The organism is Methylolobus aquaticus (genome assembly GCF_054172105.1).
Genome location: NZ_JBSYXP010000010.1, coordinates 161,781 through 186,264 on the forward strand (window position 1 = coordinate 161,781; position 24,484 = coordinate 186,264).

Annotated in this window: 25 protein-coding genes and 2 tRNA genes; 20 read left to right on the top strand and 7 right to left on the bottom strand. The window is 62.5% G+C overall.

Annotated features, from left to right (window positions below):
* Positions 1 to 29: 29 nt before the first annotated feature.
* The 8 genes from ACW73L_RS14730 to ACW73L_RS14765 all read left to right on the top strand — a co-directional run bounded on the left by ACW73L_RS14730 (position 30) and on the right by ACW73L_RS14765 (position 6,955).
* On the top strand, positions 30 to 521 hold the full coding sequence (locus ACW73L_RS14730; RefSeq protein ID WP_498923055.1) for a CinA family protein: 492 nt from the start codon (positions 30 to 32) through the stop codon (positions 519 to 521).
* Positions 505 to 1,077: an RNA 2',3'-cyclic phosphodiesterase gene (thpR, locus tag ACW73L_RS14735; RefSeq protein WP_498923056.1), complete on the top strand. Its 573-nt coding sequence runs from the start codon at positions 505 to 507 to the stop codon at positions 1,075 to 1,077. Before ACW73L_RS14730 ends, thpR begins: the two co-directional genes overlap by 17 nt.
* A gap of 31 nt (positions 1,078 to 1,108) precedes the next feature.
* Positions 1,109 to 2,158: a recombinase RecA gene (gene recA, locus ACW73L_RS14740; RefSeq protein WP_129884122.1), complete on the top strand. Its 1,050-nt coding sequence runs from the start codon at positions 1,109 to 1,111 to the stop codon at positions 2,156 to 2,158.
* Positions 2,159 to 2,181: 23 nt separating this feature from the next.
* Positions 2,182 to 2,631 carry a regulatory protein RecX gene (locus ACW73L_RS14745; protein WP_498923118.1) on the top strand — a complete coding sequence of 150 codons (450 nt, stop codon included), beginning with the start codon at positions 2,182 to 2,184 and terminating at the stop codon, positions 2,629 to 2,631.
* A gap of 7 nt (positions 2,632 to 2,638) precedes the next feature.
* Entirely contained in the window at positions 2,639 to 5,239 is a 2,601-nt protein-coding gene (gene alaS, locus ACW73L_RS14750; protein WP_498923057.1) for an alanine--tRNA ligase, read from the top strand.
* Between the two features lie 28 nt (positions 5,240 to 5,267).
* Complete coding sequence (locus ACW73L_RS14755) at positions 5,268 to 6,497, top strand: aspartate kinase (RefSeq protein WP_498923120.1); 1,230 nt, start codon at positions 5,268 to 5,270, stop codon at positions 6,495 to 6,497.
* Positions 6,498 to 6,630: 133 nt separating this feature from the next.
* Positions 6,631 to 6,840: a carbon storage regulator CsrA gene (gene csrA, locus ACW73L_RS14760; protein WP_129884118.1), complete on the top strand. Its 210-nt coding sequence runs from the start codon at positions 6,631 to 6,633 to the stop codon at positions 6,838 to 6,840.
* Between the two features lie 22 nt (positions 6,841 to 6,862).
* A tRNA-Ser gene (locus tag ACW73L_RS14765) sits at positions 6,863 to 6,955 on the top strand.
* Positions 6,956 to 7,222: 267 nt separating this feature from the next.
* Here the strand turns inward: ACW73L_RS14765 and ACW73L_RS14770 are convergent.
* Positions 7,223 to 7,915: an arylesterase gene (locus ACW73L_RS14770; RefSeq protein ID WP_498923059.1), complete on the bottom strand. Its 693-nt coding sequence runs from the start codon at positions 7,913 to 7,915 to the stop codon at positions 7,223 to 7,225.
* 126 nt (positions 7,916 to 8,041) lie between these two features.
* Here ACW73L_RS14770 and ACW73L_RS14775 point away from each other — a divergent pair.
* The 3 genes from ACW73L_RS14775 to ACW73L_RS14785 all read left to right on the top strand — a co-directional run bounded on the left by ACW73L_RS14775 (position 8,042) and on the right by ACW73L_RS14785 (position 10,308).
* A tRNA-Leu gene (locus tag ACW73L_RS14775) sits at positions 8,042 to 8,128 on the top strand.
* 263 nt (positions 8,129 to 8,391) lie between these two features.
* A complete protein-coding gene (locus tag ACW73L_RS14780; RefSeq protein WP_165370208.1) occupies positions 8,392 to 8,550 on the top strand; it encodes a hypothetical protein in 159 nt (52 codons plus the stop codon).
* Between the two features lie 402 nt (positions 8,551 to 8,952).
* A complete protein-coding gene (locus ACW73L_RS14785) occupies positions 8,953 to 10,308 on the top strand; it encodes an alanine/glycine:cation symporter family protein (RefSeq protein ID WP_498923060.1) in 1,356 nt (451 codons plus the stop codon).
* Between the two features lie 58 nt (positions 10,309 to 10,366).
* Here the strand turns inward: ACW73L_RS14785 and ACW73L_RS14790 are convergent, their stop codons facing one another.
* Entirely contained in the window at positions 10,367 to 11,338 is a 972-nt protein-coding gene (locus tag ACW73L_RS14790) for a lysylphosphatidylglycerol synthase transmembrane domain-containing protein (RefSeq protein WP_498923062.1), read from the bottom strand.
* A gap of 222 nt (positions 11,339 to 11,560) precedes the next feature.
* On the opposite strand from ACW73L_RS14790, the gene ACW73L_RS14795 reads away from it, so the two are divergent.
* From ACW73L_RS14795 to ACW73L_RS14835, 9 genes are all read left to right on the top strand, one after another.
* Positions 11,561 to 11,752: a YezD family protein gene (locus ACW73L_RS14795; RefSeq protein ID WP_498923063.1), complete on the top strand. Its 192-nt coding sequence runs from the start codon at positions 11,561 to 11,563 to the stop codon at positions 11,750 to 11,752.
* Between the two features lie 222 nt (positions 11,753 to 11,974).
* Positions 11,975 to 13,702, top strand: coding sequence for an OprO/OprP family phosphate-selective porin (locus ACW73L_RS14800; RefSeq protein WP_498923065.1), 1,728 nt, complete (start codon positions 11,975 to 11,977; stop codon positions 13,700 to 13,702).
* A 41-nt stretch (positions 13,703 to 13,743) separates the two neighbouring features.
* The gene (locus ACW73L_RS14805) at positions 13,744 to 14,766 is read left to right on the top strand and encodes a sulfate ABC transporter substrate-binding protein (protein ID WP_498923122.1); all 1,023 of its coding nucleotides are present in this window, start codon (positions 13,744 to 13,746) and stop codon (positions 14,764 to 14,766) included.
* 31 nt (positions 14,767 to 14,797) lie between these two features.
* The gene (locus ACW73L_RS14810) at positions 14,798 to 15,043 is read left to right on the top strand and encodes a TOBE domain-containing protein (RefSeq protein ID WP_498923067.1); all 246 of its coding nucleotides are present in this window, start codon (positions 14,798 to 14,800) and stop codon (positions 15,041 to 15,043) included.
* Positions 15,040 to 15,291 (top strand): TOBE domain-containing protein, encoded by a 252-nt coding sequence (locus ACW73L_RS14815; RefSeq protein WP_498923069.1) that lies wholly within the window; start codon positions 15,040 to 15,042, stop codon positions 15,289 to 15,291. Before ACW73L_RS14810 ends, ACW73L_RS14815 begins: the two co-directional genes overlap by 4 nt.
* A 13-nt stretch (positions 15,292 to 15,304) precedes the next feature.
* On the top strand, positions 15,305 to 16,201 hold the full coding sequence (locus ACW73L_RS14820) for an EAL domain-containing protein (protein ID WP_498923071.1): 897 nt from the start codon (positions 15,305 to 15,307) through the stop codon (positions 16,199 to 16,201).
* Positions 16,185 to 17,039, top strand: a complete 855-nt coding sequence (gene cysT, locus ACW73L_RS14825; RefSeq protein ID WP_498923073.1) for a sulfate ABC transporter permease subunit CysT — start codon at positions 16,185 to 16,187, stop codon at positions 17,037 to 17,039. Before ACW73L_RS14820 ends, cysT begins: the two co-directional genes overlap by 17 nt.
* Positions 17,036 to 17,899 (top strand): sulfate ABC transporter permease subunit CysW, encoded by an 864-nt coding sequence (gene cysW / locus ACW73L_RS14830; protein WP_498923075.1) that lies wholly within the window; start codon positions 17,036 to 17,038, stop codon positions 17,897 to 17,899. The genes cysT and cysW overlap by 4 nt, the downstream gene beginning before the upstream one ends.
* A 34-nt stretch (positions 17,900 to 17,933) precedes the next feature.
* Positions 17,934 to 19,037, top strand: a complete 1,104-nt coding sequence (locus tag ACW73L_RS14835) for a sulfate/molybdate ABC transporter ATP-binding protein (RefSeq protein ID WP_498923077.1) — start codon at positions 17,934 to 17,936, stop codon at positions 19,035 to 19,037.
* Between the two features lie 54 nt (positions 19,038 to 19,091).
* On the opposite strand, the gene ACW73L_RS14840 is transcribed toward ACW73L_RS14835, so the two are convergent.
* The 5 genes from ACW73L_RS14840 to ACW73L_RS14860 all read right to left on the bottom strand — a co-directional run bounded on the left by ACW73L_RS14840 (position 19,092) and on the right by ACW73L_RS14860 (position 24,455).
* A complete protein-coding gene (locus tag ACW73L_RS14840) occupies positions 19,092 to 19,898 on the bottom strand; it encodes an SDR family NAD(P)-dependent oxidoreductase (protein WP_498923079.1) in 807 nt (268 codons plus the stop codon).
* 72 nt (positions 19,899 to 19,970) lie between these two features.
* Positions 19,971 to 20,999 (bottom strand): capsular polysaccharide export protein, LipB/KpsS family, encoded by a 1,029-nt coding sequence (locus ACW73L_RS14845; RefSeq protein ID WP_498923081.1) that lies wholly within the window; start codon positions 20,997 to 20,999, stop codon positions 19,971 to 19,973.
* Positions 20,996 to 21,691: a two-component system response regulator KdpE gene (gene kdpE, locus ACW73L_RS14850; RefSeq protein ID WP_498923083.1), complete on the bottom strand. Its 696-nt coding sequence runs from the start codon at positions 21,689 to 21,691 to the stop codon at positions 20,996 to 20,998. Before kdpE ends, ACW73L_RS14845 begins: the two co-directional genes overlap by 4 nt.
* A gap of 16 nt (positions 21,692 to 21,707) precedes the next feature.
* Positions 21,708 to 23,423: a DUF4118 domain-containing protein gene (locus ACW73L_RS14855; protein WP_498923085.1), complete on the bottom strand. Its 1,716-nt coding sequence runs from the start codon at positions 23,421 to 23,423 to the stop codon at positions 21,708 to 21,710.
* Between the two features lie 21 nt (positions 23,424 to 23,444).
* Positions 23,445 to 24,455, bottom strand: a complete 1,011-nt coding sequence (locus ACW73L_RS14860; protein WP_498923087.1) for a KdpD family sensor histidine kinase — start codon at positions 24,453 to 24,455, stop codon at positions 23,445 to 23,447.
* Positions 24,456 to 24,484: the final 29 nt, after the last annotated feature.

Consider the following 24,484-nt stretch of genomic DNA (forward strand, 5'->3'; position numbering starts at 1 on the left):
AATGAGGTTCGGCAGACGGGGCAGTTTACATGAACGATGAAGCGCTGATCGGGCTGGCAGGCGAGGTGGGCGCGGCGCTCGCGAAGCGTGGCGATACGCTGATTACGGCCGAGTCATGTACCGGAGGCGGCATAGCCGAGACCCTCACCGCGATCGCGGGCGCATCCGCCTGGTTTGAAGCCGCCTTCGTGACCTACAGCAACCACGCCAAGACGGAACTGCTGGGGGTTGCGCCCGAGTTGCTGGTTCGCTCCGGCGCGGTTAGCGAAGAAACCGTGGCGGCGATGGCACAAGGTGGGTTGGCACGCCTCGGAGCCGATTGGGCCATCGCGATCAGTGGGATCGCGGGACCGACCGGCGGATCGGCTGACAAGCCGGTCGGGACGGTCTGGATAAATTGGAGCTCGGCACACGGGCAGGGCTGCTCGCGCTGCTTCCACTTCGAAGGCGACCGCGCCGCAGTGCGCCGGCAGTCGATCGAGGCGGCGCTGCGAGGCCTGCTCGATGTCCTGCGAAGCTGACGCAGCCCGCGCTCGGCACCGGGTCTTCTACGCCCTTTGGCCGAGCGACGGCGTTCGCGCCGCGCTTGAGGCCTGCGTCCTGGAACTGACCCGGTGCGCGCAAGCGCGCTGGGTTCGCCCCGAGAACTTCCACATCACGCTGCGGTTCATAGGGAACGTATCCCCGGCGCGGCTGGAGCATCTGTGCGATCTGACGGAACCCGATGCCGCGTCCTTCACGCTGCAACTGAATCAGCTGCGATACCGGCGCCGCCGCCAGCTGTTGTGGGTGGAGCCCAGCGTCGTTCCTCGAGCGTGGGATGAACTCGAGTCAAGCCTGCGAGCGGCGCTGGACCGCGGCTCTGCAAACCCGGAAGCCTCGCCGCCAGTACCGCATGTCACGCTGGGTCGCAAGGTACGCGTCACCATGCCGCTTCCGCCCGCGATCCCGACGATCATCTGGCCGGTCGCGGCGGTCGCCCTGGTGGAGTCCACGCTTCGCCCGTCGGGGTCCGAGTACCGTGTGCTCCGGCGCTGGAGTCTGCAATCTACTCCCGCTGACGGCAGTATGAAATAATGCCTTCGTTTACTGACGTGGATGCAGGTGAATGGACGACAACAGAAAGAAGGCGCTCAGCGCGGCATTGCTGCAGATCGAGAAACAGTTCGGCAAGGGCTCGGTCATGCGCATGGGCGACGCCGCTGGCACCCGGGATATCGAGGTCATCCCGACCGGGTCCCTGTCACTCGACATCGCGCTCGGCGTCGGTGGTCTGCCCCGTGGGCGCGTCGTGGAAATCTATGGGCCTGAATCGTCCGGCAAGACCACACTGACACTGGAAGTCATAGCCCAGGCGCAACGGTTGGGAGGCGTCGCGGCCTTTGTCGACGCCGAGCATGCCCTGGATCCGGTGTATGCCCAAAAGATCGGGGTCAATCTCGACGATCTGCTCGTGTCCCAGCCTGATACCGGGGAGCAGGCGCTGGAGATCGCGGATATGCTGGTGCGCTCCGGGGGCGTGGACGTGGTCGTCATCGATTCCGTCGCCGCACTCACACCGAAGGCCGAGATCGAGGGGGAAATGGGCGATGCCCACGTGGGTCTCCAGGCGCGACTGATGTCCCAGGCACTGCGCAAACTGACTGCCAACATCAAGCGTTCGAACACGCTCGTGATCTTCATCAACCAGATTCGTATGAAGATCGGCGTGATGTTCGGCAGTCCCGAGACGACCACCGGCGGCAACGCGCTGAAATTCTATGCTTCCGTGCGGCTGGACATCCGGCGGCAGGGGGCGATCAAGGATGGAGACGAGGTGATCGGGAACGAGACCCGCGTCAAGGTGGTCAAGAACAAGGTGGCGCCGCCGTTCCGCCAGGCCGACTTCGAGATCATCTACGGTGAAGGCGTTTCCTACGAGGGGGAACTGGTCGACCTCGGCGTTCAGTACGACATCCTCACCAAAGCCGGGTCATGGTACAGCTACGGGAACGAACGCGTGGGGCAGGGCAAGGACAACGTGAAGAAGCTGCTGCGCGAGCGGCCGGAACTCGCGGCCGAGATCGAGGCCCGGGTGCGCGAGAAGACGCTCGCGGTGAGCAGGACGACGGTGGATTCGGCGGCGCGTTCGGACAGCGTCGAAGCGAGCGACTTCTGACATCCGAGACGGTCGCGGCCGAGATCCGTGCGGTCAGCCTACGGTATCTGGCGCGTCGGGACTATGCTCGGGCGGAATTGGCGCAGCGGCTGCGAACCAAGGGCTTTCCCGCGGACAGCGTGCACACGGTACTCGCGTCGCTTTCCGCCGAGGGCTTGCTCGATGACGGCCGCTTTGCGGCGATGATCGTGCGTAGGCGCGCCGAGCAGGGTTATGGGCGGATGCGCGTCGTGAGTGAACTCCGCCAGATGGGTGTGGATCCTTCCGCGATCCCCGACGAGGACATCGACTGGGACGCCGTGCTTGAACGGCTCTACCGAAAGCGTTTCAGGGCCGGCCCACCCACTTCCGACCGGGAGCTGCAATCGCGCTGGCGCTACTTGCTGCAGCGCGGGTTCAGCAGCGAACAGATACGTCGCGTGATGCAATCCCCTTTGCCCAGCGACTCCTTTTCCGATTTGCCAAACCACTGAATCGCGTATGACCAGCGCAGAGTTGCGTTCGCTCTTCCTTCGCTTCTTCGAAGAACGGGGACACACGATCGTGGCCTCGAGTTCGCTAGTGCCAGGGGATGACCCCACCTTGCTGTTCACAAATGCTGGGATGGTACAGTTCAAGGACGTGTTCCTGGGACGGGAGGACCGACCCTACGTTCGTGCGACCTCATCCCAGCGTTGCGTCCGGGCCGGCGGCAAGCACAATGACCTCGAGAATGTGGGTTACACCGCCCGCCATCACACCTTTTTCGAGATGTTGGGCAACTTCAGTTTTGGCGACTACTTCAAGCGCGATGCGATCCGCTACGCCTGGGAGTTCCTGACGCAGACGCTGGCGCTACCCGCTGAGCGACTGTGGGTGACGGTCTATATCGATGACGGCGAGGCTGAGTCCATCTGGCTGAACGATGTGGGTGTCAGTCCTACGCGCTTTACCCGGATCGCCGGCAAGGACAACTTCTGGGCGATGGGCGATACAGGCCCCTGCGGCCCTTGCACCGAGATCTTCTACGATCATGGTCCCACCGTTCCAGGTGGTCCGCCCGGGTCGGAAGACGCGGAGGGCGACCGCTATGTCGAAATCTGGAACCTGGTGTTCATGCAGTACGAGCGCGCCCAGGATGGGACCTTGACCCCGCTCCCGAAGCCCTCGGTCGATACCGGCATGGGACTGGAACGTCTCGCTGCCGTCATGCAGGGCGTACACAACAATTACGAGACCGACCTGTTTCGCGGGTTGGTGGGGGCGGCGGCGCGGCTGGCCGAAGCCACGGACCTGACGCACAGTTCTCTGCGCGTGGTTGCCGACCATATTCGCTCCAGTGCCTTTCTGATCGCTGACGGCGTGCTGCCGTCGAACGAGGGGCGGGGCTACGTGCTGAGGCGCATCATCCGCCGCGCTATCCGCCACGGCTACAAGCTCGGCATTCGTGAAACGTTCTTCTACCGGCTGGTTGGGCCCTTATGCGACGAGATGGGCGCAGCCTACCCGGAATTGCCGCGTGCGCGGGAGACGGTCGAGAAGGCCCTGGAACGCGAGGAGCGCCGCTTTGCCGAGACGCTGGAGCAAGGCATGCGGATTCTGGAAGCGTGTATTGCCGAGCTGCCGGGACAGGTGATCCCAGGTGAGACGGCTTTCCAACTCTATGATACCTATGGCTTTCCCGTCGACTTGATCGCCGACGTGGCACGCGAGCACGGCTTGTCGGTGGACATGGCCGGTTTCGAGCAGGCTATGGCCGGACAGCGCCAGCGGGCGCGAGCTGCAAGTCATTTCAAGGCGGGTCACGGACCCGACCTGCGCATCGCGCAGGCCTGCCAGTTCACCGGCTACGAGGAATTGGTCACCGAGTCGCGGGTCGTGGCGCTGTTGCATGAAGGCGAAGTGGTTGATTCGCTGCCCGCGGGGGGACGCAGTGTCATCGTGCTGGAGCGGACGCCTTTTTATGCCGAGTCCGGCGGGCAGTGCGGCGATCGCGGCTGGATCGAAACGGCGACGGGTCGATTCGAGGTCGACGATACGCAACGTCAGGGTGCCGATGTGATCCTGCATCACGGCCGGGTCACCGAAGGCGTCATTGGTGTCGATCAGCCCTGTCGTGCCTTCGTCGATGCCACCGCTCGAGCGATGACCGCCGCCAATCATTCGGCAACGCATCTGCTGCATTCGGCTTTGCGGCGGATTCTGGGAGAACACGTCAGCCAGAAGGGGTCGCTTGTCAATGCCGAGCGCTTGCGCTTCGACTTTGCGCACTTCGAACCCGTACATGCGGATCAGCTCGTCGCCATCGAGCATTTGGTGAATGGTCAGATTCGGCATAATTGGGCGGTGGACGCTAGGGTGATGCCGCGCGACGAAGCCTTGTCCGCGGGCGCCATGGCGCTGTTCGGCGAGAAATACGGTGACGAAGTTCGCGTGCTTCGCATGGGTGACTTCTCGACTGAGCTGTGCGGGGGTACTCACGTGTCCCGGGTCGGGGATATCGGGTTCTTCAAGATCGTTGCGGAAACCGGCGTGGCTTCCGGTATACGGCGGATCGAAGCCGTCACCGGCGAGAAGGCCGGCGCCTGGGTCACGGCAAGCGAACAGCTGCTACAGACCTTGGCCATGCGCATCAAGGCCAACCGGGAACAACTCGACGAGCGCCTGCAGCAGGTGCTGGAGCGAAGCCGGGCGTTGGAGAAGGAACTGGAGCGGATCAAGGCCAAGGCGGCCAGTTCGGCCGGAAGCGATCTGGCAAACGAAGCGGTGGACGTCGAGGGCATCCGCGTCCTTGCGGTGGAGATCCCCGACGCGGATGCCAAGACGCTCCGGGAACTGGTCGATCAGCTGAAACAGAAGTTAGGCTCAGCCGTCATCGTGCTCGCTGCCGTGAAGGACGGAAAAGTGAGTTTGGTGGCTGGTGTCACTCAGGATCAAACACCGCGTTTGAAGGCGGGCGAACTGATCGGTCAGGTGGCGGCGCAGGTCGGCGGCAAGGGCGGTGGACGCGCCGATCTCGCGCAAGCCGGGGGCACTGATCCATCGGGCCTGCCGAATGCGCTGGCCGGTGTCGTGCCATGGGTGCGATCCAGGCTCCAGTAGCGGGCAACCAACAAACATTCAAGCAACGATGGCGCTCTACGTTCACAAATACGGTGGAACCTCGGTCGGATCGGTCGAGCGGATCAAAGAAGTCGCGAATAAGGTGATTGCTGCGCGTGAGCGCGGCGAACAGGTGGTCGTGGTCGTCTCGGCGATGAGCGGCGAAACAAACCGGCTCGTCGCTCTGGCTCATGAAATCGACGGCTCGCCGGATCCGCGGGAGATGGACGTTCTGCTCTCTACGGGCGAACAGGTGACCATCGCGCTGCTGAGCATCGCGCTGCAGGCGCGCGGTTGTCCGGCCGCCTCATACACGGGCGGACAGGTCAGGATCGTCACCGATGAGGCCCACACCAAGGCCCGGATCCTCGATATCGACACCGAGCGGCTCCGGCAGGATCTGTCTTCGGGGCGGGTCGTGGTCGTCGCCGGCTTTCAGGGCGTGACCGAGTCGGGCGACATCACCACTCTGGGGCGTGGAGGGTCCGACACGACGGCCGTTGCGCTGGCGGCCGCCCTGGGTGCGGATGAATGTCTGATTTATACCGACGTGGATGGTGTCTACACCACCGATCCGCGGATCGAACCGCGTGCGCGTCGATTGGACAGGATCACCTTTGAGGAAATGCTCGAGATGGCCAGCCTCGGTTCTAAGGTACTGCAGATCCGTTCAGTTGAGTTCGCGGGCAAGTACAACGTGGCGTTGCGGGTGCTTTCCAGCTTCGTGGAGGGGCCCGGAACGCTGATCACTTATGAGGAACAAGCAGTGGAGAAAGCACTGATCTCCGGAATCGCGTTCAATCGCGATGAAGCGAAGCTGACCGTTCAGGGAGTGCCAGACCGTCCGGGCGTCGCTCACGCGATACTGGGCCCGGTTGCGGCTGCGAACATTGAGGTCGATATGATTGTCCAAAACGTTGCGGGCGACAAAACGACGGACTTCACGTTCACTGTCAACCGGAATGACTACAGCCGAGCGCTGGCTGTGCTGGAAGGCTGCAGGGGCGAGTTGGGTGCGCGGGAAGTGACGGGCGACACCCATATCGTGAAGATTTCGCTCGTCGGAGTCGGCATGCGTTCGCATGCGGGTATCGCCAGCAAAATGTTTGAAACCTTGGCGAACGAGGGGATCAATATTCGAATGATCTCCACGTCGGAAATCAAGATCTCAGTGGTTGTCGATGAACGGTACCTGGAATTGGCCGTGCGTGCGCTGCATGAAGCATTTCATCTCGAAAGCTCGCCTAATGCCGACTAGATGAAGTAACTTGTTTCTCGGGTAGCGAAAATTTGCTAACATGCACCTTCCCAGGCGGTTGAAACGTGGCAGTTAAGCTCCAGAGGGTTGGTGCCTGCAGCGATGTTGGGTTGAGGCGGAAAAGGAAGTAACTATGTTGATTTTGACTCGTAGGGTTGGGGAGACGTTAATGATCGGCGACGATGTAACGGTCACCGTCCTCGGAGTGAAAGGTAACCAAGTCCGCATCGGAGTCAACGCCCCGAAAGAGGTTTCCGTTCACCGTGAAGAAATTTATGAACGGATAAAAAAGGAACAGCAAGCGCAGGGAGCACACGACCGGTCTGCGCCGGACAACGACTAGCCTGCTAGTCGAACCAAACCTCGGAGAGATGGCCGAGCGGCTGAAGGCGCTCCCCTGCTAAGGGAGTATGGGCACAAAACGCCCATCGAGGGTTCGAATCCCTCTCTCTCCGCCAATTGATTCAGAGCGATCGCTCTGACTCCCCACGGACTTCGTGACTCTCGGGCGAGGTGGCATTCGCGTGGCGGACACCTGGCACTTTCCTCGCTCACGTATGCCGCAATTGCATGAGGCGGGTCTGGAGCGCGAGAACATCCAGGCGGCGGAAAGTCATTGACTGCAAAGCCCACTACCCGCATGGCCCCTGGTCCGGAATTATCGGCCTGTGTGTGGTGCGTTGCATGCACCCTGCGGTCCGCACCCAGGCGGACTGGGATCGGCGTCAGTCGTTTGAATAAACAGTGCCGCTCCAGGCCCCGCTGGCCCGTAACAGGCTGGCCGTCGCTTCGGCAAGCCGGCGATAGCCTTCGTCGTTGGGGTGCACCAAATCCGACTTAAGGGAATTGTCACTCAAAATAGCCGGCAGCGTTTCGCCGTCGATCGGTGTGCCGGTCGACTCTGCCAGTTCATCGTAGAATTCGGCACTCGACAAGCCGAACAAGGCTGGTCGCGGTACGCCTAGCATCACGACCGAGATCCCGCGGCTTCGGGCCGCGGCAATCATTGCCGTGAGATTCGCAGCCGTCTGCTCCTGCGGCAGGTTGCGCAGGAAGTCATTCCCGCCGTGAATGAGGATCAGAAGATTGGCGGGATTCTCATCCAGCAGCGCTGGCAGTCGAGCCAGGCCCTCGGCACTCACCTCCATGGGGACGCCGGCGTTTGTCACCCGGAAGCCGGTTAGGCGCGCGAGCTGGCTTGGATAATCCTGGCCTGGTGCTGCACCAACCCCCGACGTAAGGCTGTCGCCGAATGCGATGATCGAAGCATCCGGGGACAGTACCGGGAGTCTTGGTCCATCGTCTCCGCAGGCGGTGAGAAGCAAGAACGCTAGCCAGAGCGGCAGTCGACACCGGCTACGGAACGCTATGGATTTGATGGGATCGAGGTTCGATCGGGATACCGAATAGGGGCGCATGATTTGCGTTCCTCCCGGGGAGTCGGGTTCGCGTAGGTGGGGTCAAACGGGCAGCGGTAGGATGAACGAATGCTCATGGAGATCCCCTACCCGGCTTATCTGATATTCTAGTCGACGATCACCATGGCCTCGGTGGTGGAACAGGTAGACACACGGGACTTAAAATCCCGCGGGGTAACACCCGTGCCGGTTCGATTCCGGCCCGAGGCACCAATTCCTTGCTGTCCCGCAAACCAGGGGTGGCGGCGCCGCGCCGCAGGCAGGCTTCAGCGACACTCGCAAGGCGCTGCTAGATTGCGAGAGCTCTCTTCACCCCAGACGCCACATCTCCGTTCCGATCCGACTCCGTCACCGCCACTCTGGCGCAGTGCGATCGCCGAGAAGCGTGCTTGCGACCTGCTGGGCGGGGCGCCGGCTAGGACAACACGGGAGCACGCCTCAAATGCTTGCCTGTGTGGTCCCTTGGCCCCCCTCGGATGGCTGTGCTGCCGGTCTGGACGTTCAGGTCAATCGCGCTCGGGCCTCTGCGCTGCCTGCCGCGCGAGCGCGTCCGGCAATTGCAGAACGCCGCCCTGAAAGAGTTGAAGCAACGAGCCGAGGAACAAGGCTACGACGCCGACCTGCTGTTCCATTGAATATTTTCAATAGCGAGCTGGTTAGCTTGTCGTCTCCTAGACTTCAATCGTCCCCGAGAGGCGGAGTCCCCGGGGGCTGGCAGCAGGCTCAATGGACGGCAACGGCATTGAGCCAGCCCGCGGAGGGTCACCCCCTCCCCTCCGATCTTCCGCGGGCGCTGTTACTCGCTTAAACCTTCCAGGTGTCGTTTGCTCTAACACCGGCTTTCCGCGGCTCCGACCCAAACCCCTTCGCATCTCACACCGCTGCCTGCCGCTTTGACACGCTCTGGTAAACTTCAGCGTCGTCGGTTTAAGCCAATTTTCGTAGAGCGGCCTTGCCGCGGACCGCTGCAACAGCATCGGCCGAGGACGCCGTAACCCATTCGGTTTCCCACCACATTGACCTGAAAGCACGGGATCATGGAAAAAGTCGAAGCGGCCATCACATTGCTGTCGAGCTGGATCTGGGGTGCGCCGATGCTGGTCGCCTTGGTTGGGACGGGTTGCTATCTCACGATCATCTTGAAGGGATTGCAGTTCCGGCGCTTGCCCCTGGCATTCAGACTGATCTGGCGCAAGGAACATGGTGCGGATGGCGATATCAGCCATTTTGCGGCTTTGATGACGGCGCTGGCCGCGACGGTGGGGATCGGGAACATCGTCGGTGTCGCGACGGCCATCACGCTCGGTGGCCCCGGTGCCGTGTTCTGGATGTGGATGACCGGGCTGGTCGGTATGGCGACGAAGTACTCCGAGGCGGTCCTGGCCGTGAAGTATCGGGAGAAGGGCCCGCATGGAATGCGCGGCGGGCCGATGTACTACCTCGCGAAAGGCGCCGGACTGCCCCGTCTCGGCTGGCTCTTTGCTGTTTTCACGGCCCTGGCGACCTTTGGCATCGGCAACATGACGCAGGCGAATTCGGTGGCCGCGGCGCTCTCTTCTTCGTTTGGTCTTCGCGATTGGCAAAGTGGTGTCGCCATGACGCTGCTGACGGGCCTGGTGATTCTGGGAGGCGTCAAGTCCATCGGACGCTTCACCTCGATTCTGGTTCCCTTCATGATCGTGGGCTACGTCGGTGCCGCCTTGGTCGTGCTGACCATGAACTGGGACGAACTACCAGGCGCCTTCGCCTTGATATTTCGTCATGCATTCACGCCCGCGGCCGGCGAGGGCGGTATGGCGGGTGCTGGTGTGGCGGCGGCAATCCGTTACGGAGTCGCGCGCGGGGTGTTCTCGAACGAGTCGGGACTCGGCTCCGCGCCGATCGCCGCGGCCGCGGCAAGAAGCCGTTCACCGGTGGAACAGGCGCTGGTCAGCATGACTCAGACCTTTATCGATACCCTGGTTGTCTGTTCCATGACCGCGCTGATCATCCTGACTGCGGATGCGTGGAAAGCCGGGGTGAGTGCGGCGGATCTGACGGCGGCGAGCTTCGCGGAGACGCTCGGCGTGGCGGGCGGCCTGATCGTCACCCTCGGGATTTCGCTGTTCGGCTACTCGACCCTGATCGGCTGGAACTACTATGGAGAGAAGGCTATCGAGTATCTCGTCGGACCGCGGGGAATCAAACCTTACCGGGTCGTGTTCGTCTCCATGATCATGGTGGGGGCGATGACGAAGCTGGAACTGGTATGGAGCTTTTCGGACCTGATGAACGGCATGATGGCGGTGCCCAACCTCATCGGATTGCTGCTGCTGTCGGGTGTCATCAGGAGCGAGACCAGGGAGTATTTTCGCCCCACCGGAGCACGCAACGCTGGGAAGCGGAACCGCTGACCTCCCGTGTCGCTCTGGCCGGTGTGGTAACGAAGGTTCATCGCCTTTCCTGGGCACACTAAGGGGATCCATCGAGCGGTTCCCCGGCCGCTGGCGGCGGTCGGCGGGACCACAACAACAGTGCCGCCGGCAGGACGGCGAACAAGTGGGCCGAGCCAAAAATCAGCGATACGGCAAGGCGTTGTTCCGTCGTCAGACCCGAAGGCGCGAGGATCACCATGGCCAGGGCTTCCCGCTTGCCCCAATCCGAAACCAGACCCGGTAGCGCACCCACTCCCAGTAGTACGAGTGGACCGAGCAGGAAGACCCTGCTGGCGATCCCTTCTGACGCGCCGATCCCCAAGGCACTAAGGGCGAGATTGCTAGCGAGCAAGAGCTGAATGATCAGCGACAGGCCGTAGTGTCCCGGAGCTTTGAACGGATTGCATAGTGCGATCACGCGCCGCGGATGCAGGCGGGCAATAGGCCAAAAGCGCCTTAGCAATACGGCCACGAGCGTGATCCCGGCGATTAGCACCGCCATCAGGAATCCGACCTGCTGCGCGGGGAAGGAATCCAGCCAGTCCAGATACAGCGGTGTCAAAATTGCGACGATCAGCAGCAATATCACCTTGCCGGAAAGCCGGTCCAGAATCTGGCTAACAGCCAAGGGCCAGTTGTCGGCATGGCGTCGGAGTTGCTGAAACCGCGCCAACTCACCAACGATGAGCGCCGGGCCGAGTTCGCTCACACATTGGCTGACCCAGATCGCCCGCGCGAACAGCCGAAAAGGAGCCGAGACGCCCAGCGCGCGGGCGATCGTGCACCAACGCCACGCAAAGAGACCGGTCAACACCAGATTGACGACGAGCAACAGGGCGCCTATCAAGGGATCAAAGTCGCTCAGACTGTCGCGCAATTGCGCGCGATCGATCTTCCACAACAGGGCCCCCATCACCACGACAACCAGGAGGGTGCGCACGCTGCGGCGGTTCAAACGGTGGGCCAAGCGGGCGAGTACATGGCGAATGGTGTGGAAGCGGAGGCCCATGCTGGGGAACCTAGCCGGGCCGGGGGGCGCTGTCAAACAGCGTTGAGCGTGGTAACGCCGTTGGCGCTTGCACCCGCGCGAGTCACGCATAGCGCATGCCAGCCGGCTCATTATTACGAAAAGAGATTAGGAAATGCGTTTTTATTATTTGTCGTTATTGGACACATCATCTAGCATTGTCCCCGAAGCTTTTCATTCCTTGAACCACCGAGGCCAGGCTGCATGCAGAAACACACGACGCCCGCGAACAAACCGGACGCCCGTTCCCCCCAACCCCTTCAAGGTCGCATACTCGATGCTCTCGACGGTCTGCAGTACGGTGCCGTAGAAATCACCGTGCACGATGGCAAGGTCGTGCAGATCGAGCGCCGCGAGAAGTTTCGGCTCCCCAACCAAACCGCGACAAGTCCCTGAGGCTTGGGCGCAGCGCAAAACGACGCCTCACCGTCGCGGCGTTTTGTTGTTTCCCCCGTCGCTCCTCGCCCGGGCGCGAACCCCTGAAGTGGGGCCACTGACGAAGGCACTCCCCTTCTCCCCGCCGACCCGCCCAACGGGAGGCTGACGGTAGAACCCACAGTTACCCCCCTGAACTGACCGGACCACCGGAGGTTCTCTTTCCAAAAAGGGAGAGCCTTCATGCAACAACCAACAAAAGCCCCCGTGCTGGCGATCGCCGTCGCTGGCCTGATGGGCGGCGTCGACTCCGCTGAAGCCATGGTGTCGGATGCCCAATACCGAGCCTTGGAGCAGCGCCTGCTGCAACTCGAGAAACGCCTAGAGGAGTCCGAGGGCAAAAGGACGAGTACCGCAGCCGCTAACCCATCCCAACCGAACGTGGCTCCAGCGGCAGCAGCGACCGGGGCGGCCGTGGCGAGCACCGAAAAAGCGGACGAAGTCAAGCAGCTCAAGCAGAAGGTCAACGTGCTGGAGCGCAAGATGGAGGTCGAGAAGGAAACCTCGCAAGCTGCCTGGGCAAAGTTTCCGAAAAACGTGGAACTTGGCACGCAGGGTCTGAAAGTCGTCTCTCAGGACGAGAACTTCATCATGTACTGGCGGGCTCTGATCCAGGCCGATGGCAGCTATTTCATGGACGATAGCGAGCAGGCCGGCAATCCCAACGGCGACTCCTATGCGGACCGGTTTTATATGCGCCGCGTCCGTCCGATCCTCGAAGGCACGGTCTGGAAGTATTTCGATTACCGGATCATGCCGGATTTCGGCAGCGGTGCGGCCCGACTTTTCGATGCGTATGTCGACTTCCGTTATTTCCGCGAAGCAAGCCTGACGGCTGGCAAATTCAAGGCGCCGGTCAGCCTCGAGCGCTTGCAGAGCGCGACCGCATTGACCTTCATCGAACGGGCGTTTCCAACCACGCTGGCGCCAAATCGCGATGTCGGTTTCATGTTGCATGGGGAGTTCGACCGCCCCGGATATCCGATCGACTTCAGCAAACTGGAGCGGAACCAGACGCATCAAGGAAGTTTCCCGCTTTACATGTATCCCGAGTTTTTCGCCTACCAGGTCGGAATCTTCGACGGCTCGCGGAATAACGGCAACATCGATAGCGACCAGAATGACTCCAAGGAATTTCAGGGACGCATCTTTGCGCATCCGTTCCTGCACAGCGGCATAAGCCCGCTGGAAGGGCTTGGCGTCGGAATAGCGGGGACCTGGGGACAGCCGAATGACGACCAGTTGTCGACGTACCAGAGTCCGGGTTTGAACACGATCTTTCGTTACAACTCGGCGGCGCGCGCGGACGGCACACAATACCGCGTGTATCCGCAGATGTACTGGATCTGGGGGCCGTTCCAGTTCGTGGGCGAGTACGCCCTGTCCGACCTGGATCTGGAAAACCAGACGATCGTCAACGGCCAGAGCAATACGACGGCCAAGACGAACGAAACCTCGCAGGCCTGGAACGCCACGGTTTCTTACATGCTCACGGGGGAGGACAACGTGTTTTTGCGGCAGGGTATCAAACCGCGACACGAATTCGACCCGATGTACGGAATCCGTCCCAACCAGCCATTCAATCCGCTGGAGGGGCATTGGGGCGCGTGGCAGGTGGCCGCCCGCTGGTCCATGATCAATTTCGATGATGAGGTGTTCCGCAATACCGGAACGGCGGACGCCCCAATCTTTCCCTTTGCGGACCCCAGAATAGCGGTCTCTTCCGCCAACACTTGGGCTCTCGGTGTCAACTGGTGGCTCAACCCGAACTTCAAGATCATGGCCAACTATTCGCAGACCTCATACAACGACGGCGCCGGAACGCTCGGGAGCAACGGCAAGCTTCTTCCTCAGGCGCGGAGTCTTGAAACCGAAAAGGTTTGGCAGACACGCTTTCAGCTGGGTTTTTAAGGTTGATCAAACACGTTTCGAATATTTTTAGGAGTTTCATCATGCATTGGTTATCACCCCGGCTGCTACACGCCGTCTTCGCCGTGAGTACGACGATTTTTCCCGCCTCGTGGGTTCACGCGGAGGACGTAACCCTCCTGAACGTTTCCTATGATCCGACCCGAGAGCTGTATCAGGAGTACAACGCGGTCTTCGCCAAATACTGGAAAGCCAAGACCGGCGATACGGTCACGTTAAAACAGTCACATGGTGGCAGCGGCAAGCAGGCCAGGGCCGTCATCGATGGGCTCGACGCCGACGTCGTGACGCTGGCACTCGCCTACGACGTGGATCAGCTCTACGAGAAGGGCCATCTGATCCCCGAGAAGTGGCAGGAGCGGCTTCCGCAAAATAGCGCGCCCTATACATCGACGATGGTCTTCGTCGTTCGCAAGGGTAATCCCAAGGGAATCAAGGACTGGGATGACCTTGCCAAGCCCGACGTGTCCGTCGTGACGCCCAACCCGAAAACGTCCGGCGGCGCCCGCTGGAACTATCTGGCGGCATGGGGCTACGCGATCAAGAAAAAGGGCGATGACGAGTCCGCGGCGAAGGATTTCGTATCCCGCCTGTACAAGAATGCGGCGGTCCTCGATACCGGCGCGCGCGGCTCGACCGTGTCCTTTGTCGAGCGGGAGATCGGCGATGTCCTGATCACCTGGGAAAACGAGGCGCATCTGGTGCTCAAGGAATCAGGGCCAGACAAGTTCGAGATCGTGACGCCATCGTTCAGCGTTTTGGCTGAACCCTCGGTCACTGTGGTCGACAAGGTGGCCGGCAACCATGGTACGGAAGAGGTGGCGAAGGCCTATCTGGAGTACCTGTACAGCAAGGAAGGGCAGGACATCGCGGCCCGCCATCACTATCGCCCGCGTGATCCTGCGGTCGCCACAAAACATTCTGCCGAGTTTCCCCGGCTGGAACTGGTACCCATCAGCGACCCGGTCTTCGGTGGCTGGGCGGCCGCTCATAAGAAGCACTTCGCCGATGGCGCGGTGTTCGATCAAATCTTCGCGACGCGCTGAGCGCGCCGCCTTAGCATCGGAGTATCCCCTCATGAGTTCCATCGTGGCCGTCAACGCCAAGAACCAGTTCCGCGGAACCATCAAGAAGCTCGTTCCCGGTGGCGTGGTTTCCGAGATCGTTATCGAGACGGCAGCCGGGCCCGTCAGCTCGGTGATTACGACGAGTTCCGCCAAGGAACTGGAGTTATTACCCGGCGTGGCCGTGCTGGCGCTGTTCAAGGCGACCGAGGTCAGCCTGGCCAAGCTCGAGTCAAAACCCACCGGAGATATCGTATGAGCATCGTCGCGCTGACATCACCCAATCAGTTTCGTGGCCGCATCCGCGCGATCAATCTCGGTCCCGTCGTATCCGAGGTCGAAGTCCAGGTGGAAGGCGGCATCGTAACCTCGGTCATCACGAGCAGTTCGCTTGAATCGCTGGGCCTGAAGGTGGGCGATCAGGTTCTGGCCCTCGTGAAGTCCAGCGAGGTCGCGGTGGCCCGACTCTACGACCGCGCGCGCGGCGCAGGTCCTTACTTGGACTGAGGAGGTCAAGGTTATGTCGCTCAACACATTCGTTCGCGCCTGCAACGATCGCTTGACGGCGGACACGGGTGTCGCCGATGCCTTGCTGAGGTCGGCGCGCGGCCGCGTTACGGCGCGCTTCTGCGATGTCGATCTGGCCAGCGCGCTCGATCCCATTCGCCTCACCCAAGCCCCGGGACTGACGGTAGGGTACATAGCCCGGTTGCAGTCGGTCGTCAGTCAGGCCGCATCCGTGCCGGTCAGCGGCCGCAGTCACTCCGGAACCGACGCGATCCGGGTCGTCAACTTCGACCGCCTGTGTCGCACGTTGCACATGCTGAATTTCGTCGCCGGGAACTACGATCCCGCGGCACAACTGGTGCTGGATGTCGACCCCCGCCATATCCTGAATGTCCCGCGTGACCATGGCGCCTACTTCGCCGGCTTGATCGAACAGTGCGGGCTGGCCACCGAGCGGGTCGTGCTGTCGACCTCCCTGGATTTCGGAGCCAAACCGGGGGATTACCTCCACCGTCTGGGGCAAGGTCTGGCGAATTACCGCAGCAGGGGTTACCGGATCGGGGTAAGGCTGGATGAACTTCCGATGTCGAAGGCGACCGCCCACTTCTTTTTCCGTATCGCTCCTGATTATTTGCGGCTCGACGCTCGGCGCTTCGCCCGCTCTTCGCGGTCGCTGCCGAGCGGGGCAGGGCGCTACCTCGGTCTATTGCAACGTCTGATGTTCGGCTTTGGCGGGAAGGTCGTTCTGGAGCACATCGAAGAGGCGGAGAGCTTGGCGCTGGCCGCCGACGCCGGCATCGAATGGATACAGGGGCCCCTGCTCGAACGGCGCCGGCGCGAGCGGCGGGGGGGAGTCCTTTGGCAGAAATCGCCGCGGGCGGCGGAGGGTACCTATGTTCAGGCAATCTAACGTGCTGCCGGGATTCAATATTTCGCTGGGATTCACGATCTTCTACCTGAGTCTTGTGGTGCTGATTCCCCTCTCGGCGGTTTTCCTGAAGTCGTTTACGCTGACCTGGGATCAGTTTTGGGCGGCCGTGACCGCGCCGCGCGTGCTGGCATCCTACCGACTGACCTTTGGTGCCTCGCTCGTGGCCGCGTCCATCAACGCGGTCTTCGGTCTGTTGGTCGCGTGGGTGTTGGTCCGGTACGAGTTTCCCGCGAAGAAGCTGGTCGATGCCCTGGTCGACTTGCCCTTTGCACTGCCTACTGCCGTGGCGGGGATCACCCTGGCGACGATCTACGCGAAAAACGGCTGGGTGGGGCAGTTCCTGGCTCCGTTGGGTATCAAGGTGGCGTTTACGCCGCTGGGTGTCGTCGTTGCGCTTACGTTCATCGGCTTGCCATTCGTTGTGCGCACGATCCAACCCATCCTCGAGGACTTTCCGAAGGAGATGGAAGAGGCCGCCGCGAGTCTGGGCGCAACGCGGGTGCAAACTTTCGTCATGGTCATTCTGCCGAGCATCGGTCCCGCGGTCCTGACGGGATTCGCCCTGGCCTTCGCCCGGGCAATCGGGGAGTACGGCTCCGTCATTTTCATCGCCGGCAATATTCCGATGGTGTCCGAGATCACTCCGCTGATGATCGTCACCAAACTCGAGCAATACGACGAGGCCGGAGCGACGTCGATCGCCGCCGCGATGCTGGTCGCGTCATTTTTGCTGCTGCTGGGCATCAATCTGCTGCAGTCCTGGAGCAGTCGGGTATTACCCCCCGCGGCGCCACACCAACAGGAGGAACCCGCATGACGAGTCAGGCTATTACATTGCCGCGCGTCTATCAGGTCGACGCTGGCCCGACCTCCGAGTCGACGCCCTTTCGGCGGTTGCTGATCGTCGTTGCTCTGACGTTTCTGGCGGCCTTCCTGTGGCTGCCGCTGGCGGCCGTTTTCGCAGGCGCGTTGCGGGAGGGATTGGGCGTTTACTGGGAGGCATTGACCGATCCGGATGCGCTGTCGGCGATCAAACTCACGGTGATTGCGGCGCTGATCTCCGTCCCGGTCAACATGGTGTTCGGTATTGCCGCGGCGTGGGCGATCGCGAAGTTCGAATTTCGTGGCAAGAGCCTTTTGATCACGTTGATCGATCTGCCCTTCTCGGTATCTCCGGTCATTGCCGGCCTGCTGTTCGTACTGCTGTTCGGATCGCATGGCTGGTTCGGGGAATTTCTCGCGGAGCACAACATCCGGATCGTCTTCGCCGTGCCGGCGATCGTGCTCGCGACGCTGTTCGTGACCTTTCCCTTCGTCGCTCGCGAATTGATTCCGTTGATGCAGGAACAGGGCACAGAAGAGGAGGAAGCGGCGATCGTACTCGGCGCATCGGGCTGGCAGACCTTCTGGCACATCACGCTTCCCAACATCCGCTGGGGTCTGCTGTACGGTGTGATTCTTTGCAACGCAAGGGCCATGGGGGAGTTCGGTGCAGTGTCGGTCGTTTCGGGTCATATCCGCGGCCTGACCAATACGATCCCGTTGCATGTCGAAATCCTCTACAACGAGTACAACGCCACCGCCGCGTTTGCGGTAGCGACGCTACTGGCCTTTCTCGCGCTGGGAACCCTGGCCGCCAAGACCCTCGTCGCGCGCCATTTGCGCGGCCACCACTGAACCGTTATCCCCTCACCTCACACGAGGACACTGCATGAGTATTCACGTCAAGAAAATCGTCAAGCGCTTCGGCGCCTTCAATGCCTTGCGCGAGATCGATCTCGAAGTCGGCGAGGGCGAACTGATCGCCCTGCTGGGGCCGTCGGGATGCGGAAAGACGACCTTGCTGCGGATCATCGCCGGGCTGGAAACGCCCGATTCGGGCGAGATCTGGTTTCACGGCAATGAGGAGGGCGAGGTCTGGTTTCACGGGGATGACAGCAAGTGTCAGCACGTGCGCGAACGGCAGGTCGGCTTCGTGTTCCAGCACTACGCCTTGTTCCGCCACATGACGGTCTTCGACAATGTCGCGTTCGGCCTGAGGGTTCGCCCGAAGAGCGAGCGGCCGACGGAGGCGACCATCAAGGAGAAGGTCATGGAGTTGCTGCGGCTGGTGCAGCTGGACTGGCTGGCCGAGCGCTACCCGGCGCAGCTGTCGGGCGGGCAGCGACAGCGCATCGCGCTGGCGCGGGCGCTGGCGGTCGAGCCCAAGGTCTTGCTGCTCGATGAACCCTTCGGTGCGCTGGACGCTCAGGTACGCAAGGAACTACGGCGCTGGTTGCGCCGCCTCCACGATGAACTGCATGTCACCAGCGTATTCGTGACCCACGATCAGGACGAGGCACTGGAAGTCGCTGACCGGGTGGTTGTCATGAACGAAGGTCGCATCGAGCAGATCGGGACGCCGGATGAAATCTACGACCACCCCGCGACACCCTTCGTTTACCAGTTTCTCGGCGATGTGAACCTGTTTCATGGACGGGTCTCGGACGGACACGCGCATATCGGCGCGGCGGCTATCCATCTGCCGGGGCACGAACCCGCGGATGCCGCGGTTGCGGCAATGTTCTATACCCGACCGCACGACATTGAACTGTCGCACGACGGGGGCGGGTTGGAGGCGCGGATTCAGGGCGCGCGGCGCGCTGGTGGCGTGGTCAAGGTGCGGCTCGAGCGCATCGACGGGCACGGAGCAGTGGAGGCGGAGGTCCCGCGGGAGTCTTGGGAAGCGGAAGCCTTTTGTGAAGACCAGGTGGTGCGGGTCTATCCGAAGCGGCTGAAGGTTTTCACTGCCCCCGAGACGGCCCTGGCCACCTGATCAATCCATGGGTACCGGCAGGTCGCCGCGAGGGAACCGCGGCGTTGGGGGCTCTCAGATGCGGTGCCGCCATCCGCCGCCGTAGCCGAGACCGCGCAGAATGCGCAGCGACAGGGCGGGCGGCAGCAGGCCGAGTGCCCACAGGCCCCAGTACAGAGGGATCGGAAAGCCGATCCGCGCGCAGTCCCGCGCCAGGCCCCTTCGTATCCGCTCGGCGGCCTGCTCCGGTGACAGCACGAACAATTTCGGGCCCGGGAACTGGCGGCTCATCGCGCTTTCGACGAAGCCTGGCAGTACCACGTTGACGGCGATCCCCTCATGAGCGAGCCAGCCTCGGAGAGCTTCGCCATATGCCTTCAACGCGGCCTTGCTGGCGCAATAGCTTGGCGTCAGTGGGAGACCGATGTAGGCAGATACCGAACTGATCAACGCGATCTGTCCACGGCCGCGACGCCGCATCGTTGGTATCAGCGCCTCGGCCGTGGCGATGGCGGCTCGGATGTTGACGTCGATGACGGTATCCACTCGGCTCCAGTCCTCGCCCCGGCCGTCGGGCCCGATGTGGCTGGTGACCCCGGCATTGATGATGGCGAGGTCGATCGGCTGCCGTTCGGCCGCGGCAGCCAGCCAAGTCATCCATGCTTCCGTGTCACGGAGTTCGTGCTGCTCGACCTCGACGATTGCGCCGAGTTCAAGGCATTGCTCGGCCACACGCTGCAATTCAACGACTCTGCGGCCGTGCAGGATCAGTCTGCGGTTCGGGCGGGCGTAGGCCGTGGCCAGCGCGCCGCCGATGCCGCCGCTCGCGCCCGTCACGAGCACCGTAACGGGTTCAGCGAGTCGTGTGTGATCGGGCTTCATGATGCGGGTTGAAAGGTGTGTTGACGGAAACGGGCCCTACGGAAGCCGTGCTGGGATGGGCGAGCCGGCGCATCAAGTACGCCATCGGGCGATCAGTCTGGAAACGATCGAGCGCCGGGGTCCGATGCTCCGGGCAGTCGCCAGATACTCCGCGACCCGTTCGACCTCGCAGCGCCGCCCCGTCTTCGGGTCCACGTAGCGCGGATAGAGGATGTAGGCGGCTGCGAGGATTTCCAGCACCGTGCGCCGCCGTGTGCGACGCGCGCAGCTCAGCCGGTCGTCGGTGACGCCCCAACCGGCATAGAATGGGAGGCCGAAACAGCTGACGGGCTTGCCGAGCAGGGCGGCCTCGAACCCGATCTGCGATGTCACCGTGTAGACCCTGTCGACCTGCCGTAGCAGCGAGGGCGGGCTGACGTCGGCGGTGATCCAGACCAGCCCCGGCACGGACCGCGCAAAGGCGAGGGCACTGCGCTTTTTCCCGGCGATGACGTCCGGGTGCGTCTTGACGTAGAGATCGGCTCCGCGGTTCTCGTCGCGCGCGGCTGTCAACAGCTTACGGAAGGTATTCTCGTCGGCCAGCCCGCAGCGGATGGACGCATCGCCGGCGGTTTGGTCTATCAGCAGTACCCTTGGGCGGCCGGTCTCGGCGAGGAGGCCCGCATCGGCATCCGGCGCGTGATTGTACTTGCTGAGATGGTGGTCGGCGATCAGGGATCGCAGCCGTTCGGCTCGCGCGAGCAGGTCCGGCGACAGGTCGGCATCGTTCAGCAGGCCTTCGAGCTGCGAGGGCTGGCTGGCATCGTAATAGATCCCGCGGTCGTCGACGACCACTGACAGCGGCGGTGTGCCCAGCGCGCCCAGTCCGACGGAGCGCAGAAACCCGTCCTCCAGCCGCAGGCACGGGATGCCGCGCCGCGCGGCAAACGCAGCGGCTTTCTCCCCGCTCGGCTTGCAACCCCAACCGGCCGTCAGCGCGATGCGCGGGTCGTCCGGGCGCGGATCGAAAACCACGGGGTAATCCAGGAATGCACTGCCACGCAGGGTTTTGACGAGCCCGCGTGAGAACACGCCGACCCGGGCGGCATCGGGCGCGATCATCCCTTCAGGCGGTAGCCGACACCCGACTCGGTCAGCAGAAATTCGGGCTTGGCCGGGTCGGCCTCGAGTTTTCGACGCAACTGACTCATGTAGATGCGGAGGTAATGGGCGTTGTCGGTGGCGGCTGGTCCCCAGACTTGCTGCAACAACTGACGTTGCGTCATCACGCGACCGGTGTGCCTGACCAGCACCGACAGCAGCCGATACTGGATCGGAGTCAAATGAACCTCTTCGTCGTCGACGTACACCAGCCGCTTCTCGAGGTCCACTTTCAACCGCCCGCTGCTGTAGACCTTGTTGTCCGGGCCGTCCCCGGTTCGGGCAGAATGCCGCAACGCCACGCGGAGGCGGGCGAGCAGTTCACCGATGCCGAAGGGTTTCGTCAGGTAGTCGTCGGCGCCGGCATCCAGGGCCTGGATCTTGTCTTCCTCCGCGCTGCGGGCCGAAAGAATGATCACCGGCAGGGTGCTCCACTCCCGCAGCGAGCGAACCACGGCCACACCGTCCATATCGGGCAGGCCCAGGTCCAGGATCACGAGGTCCGGCTTTCGCGTGCCGGTTTCGATCAGGCCGCGCTGTCCGGTCTCCGCCTCGAATACTTGGAAGCCGTTTGCCGCGAGGCCGGTGCGAAGGAACCGGCGCATCTGCGGATCGTCTTCGATGATAATGATGGTGGGTACCGATTGCGACATCGCAGGGCCCGGTGTTCTAAACCTCGGGCTCAACCACGGGTGGGTTCTGCTCCAGCGGCAACATGAACGAAAAGACCGCGCCACCATTGCCCCGGTTGTGGACATGTATGGACCCGCCATGCGCCTCGATGATGGCGCGGCAGATGGCGAGTCCGAGCCCGACCCCGCTCTGAGCGCTTTCGCTCTGGCCACGATAAAACTTCTCGAACAAGTGGTCCTCCATTCCCTTCGGAATGCCCGGGCCGCGGTCCGCCACGGCCACCGTGATCGTGAAGGCCGAGGCTTCGGCCGACAGGGTGATGGGGCTGTCCGCGGGTGCATACCGGATCGCGTTTTCGAGCAGATTGGTGAGTACCTGCTCGATCATCACGGCATCGACATGGATCAGCGGCAGATCGGACGGCAATCGCACGCTCACCGTACGACCGGCGAGCGGCTTTTGCAAGCGCGTCAGTACCGTGCCGACGATTTCTTCCAGCATGTGCCACTGGCGGTTGAGCTGCGCTGCGCCGGCATCCAGCCGCGCCATGTCCAGAATGTTGGTGACAAGCCTGCTCATGCGCTGGGCTTCGTCATGGATCGCCCGGCTGAGCTCATCGCGATCCGCGGCGTTGAGTGCCCCGTCGCGTTCAGCCAGCGTGCTCGATGCGCCAACGATGGTCGCCAGTGGGGTGCGCAGATCATGGGAGATCGAGCTGAGCAGCGAGTTCCGTAGCCGCTCGGCTTCCATGTCGACCGAGGTCTTTCGCGCCAGTTCGATCAGACGCACGCGTTCTATGGCGCCGGCAATCTGATCAAGGAAGGCCTCGAGCAGCTTGCGCTGCTCGGGGAGAAAGATCCGCCGCAGGTTGGCGGGCTGCATGGCGAGCACACCGGCGACGTGATCGGCGGTGGTGAGGGGAAAGTAGACGGCTTGGGCGCCCGCCAGCGTATGGGTGCCCTGGCCGGCCGCTTCGTCGTGGTCGTAGACCCACTGTGCGACGCTGAGATCGCTGCCGCGCAGCGATTCGCTCAGGCTGCGATCCGCAGGATACGCGAGGTGCCCGGTCTCACCCGAAAAAAAAAGCAGTACGTTGGGACTCTCGAATTCGGCGTGAACATGGCGGACGGCGCAGCGAGCGACCTCGGTCTCAGTACGGCAGGTGACCAGTTCGCGGCTCATCCGGTACAGCACCGTGGCTCGCCGCTCGCGATGCGCTGCCACACGTGCCTGATAGCGCACGCTCGCAACCAGATTGCTGATCACCATCGCGACGGCCAGCATCGCCAGCAGGGTCACCAGGTACTGGGTGTCGTGAACCGACAGACTGAAGTAGGGCTTGACGAACAGGATGTCGAACAGCGTCACGCTGAGGACGGAGGCGATGATGGACGGCCCGCGGCCGAATCGCGTCGCGACGAAGATTACCCCGAGCAGGTAGACCATGACGAGGTTGGCGAGGTCGAATCGCTCGAACATCGACCAACCGATGACCGTGCACAGTGCCGTCGTGGCAATGGCCCACAGATACCCGCGGTAACGCTGCAGCCAGCCCTTGCCGGACGATGCCTGCAGACCGGGCGGGCGTTTCAGGCGGTCGATTACGCGCGGGGTGGATTGTTCCGCATCGGCCTGGGATGCGCCCGGGCTGCCCAACAAATAGACGTTGATGTTGTGGGCATGCGCGATGACCGTGTCCACCACGGAGCCCAACAGCCAGCGGCGCCATCCCCGCCGGCTCGGCTTGCCCATGACGATCTTCGTTACATTGCGTTAGTTGGCGAAATCGATCAGCAGTTGGCTGATCTCGGGGCCGGACAGGGTGGTGGTCTCGGCGCCGAGTTGTTCGGCCAGGCGCAGCATGCGCAGTATGCCGTCCCGGCGCTCGGGGGCGAGTCGCTGCAACTGTGGCGTTTCGGCGTACACCACGATCCACTCGGCCTTCAGGCCGCTCGCGAGACGCTTGCCGGCGCGCACAAGACGCTCGGCCAGCGGTGTAGGACCGATGGCGACGAGGATGCGCTCGCTGACTTGCCATACCTCGCGGATGGCATGGTCATCGCGGTAATCCTGCATCTCGGCATCGACGCGGCTTGCCGTCTGACGCAATGCCAGTTCGCGCAGCGCGATCAGATTGCCCTTGCGGAAGAAGTTCTCCAGGGCCCTCCGGGCCTGCTCCGGAAAATAGACCTTTCCTTCCTTGAGACGAATGAGCAGTTCGTCCGGCGGAAGGTCCACCAGTTCGACCTCGTCGGCGGCTTCGAACACGGTGTCGGGGACCGTTTCCCAGACCCGGATGCCGGATATCTGGCTGACGTCGTCGTTCAGGCTTTCCAGGTGCTGGACGTTCAGGGTCGTGTAGACGTTGATACCGGCTTCGAGCAGTTCATCGACGTCCTGCCAGCGTTTCGGATGCCGTGAACCGGGGGCATTGGTATGCGCGAGTTCATCCACCAGGATGACGGTGGGCCGGCGCTTCAGCGCCCCATCGAGATCGAACTCGCGCAACTGGGCACCGCGATGTTCGACGATCCGCGTCGTCAGCACCTCCAGTCCTTCGAGCAGCGCAGCCGTCTCCTTGCGGCCATGGGTCTCGACCAGTCCGACGACGACGTCGATCCCCTCGGCGCGACGTTCGCGCGCGGCCTGCAGCATCGTGTAGGTCTTGCCGACGCCCGCTGCCGCACCGAAGAACACCTTCAGCCGCCCGCCCCGCGCCTTCTCCTGAGCGCGTTCGACCTTGGCGAGCAACACGTCGGGATCAGGGCGTTCGAACTGATTCATTGGACAGGGCAAGTGCGGTGGGGGTAGAC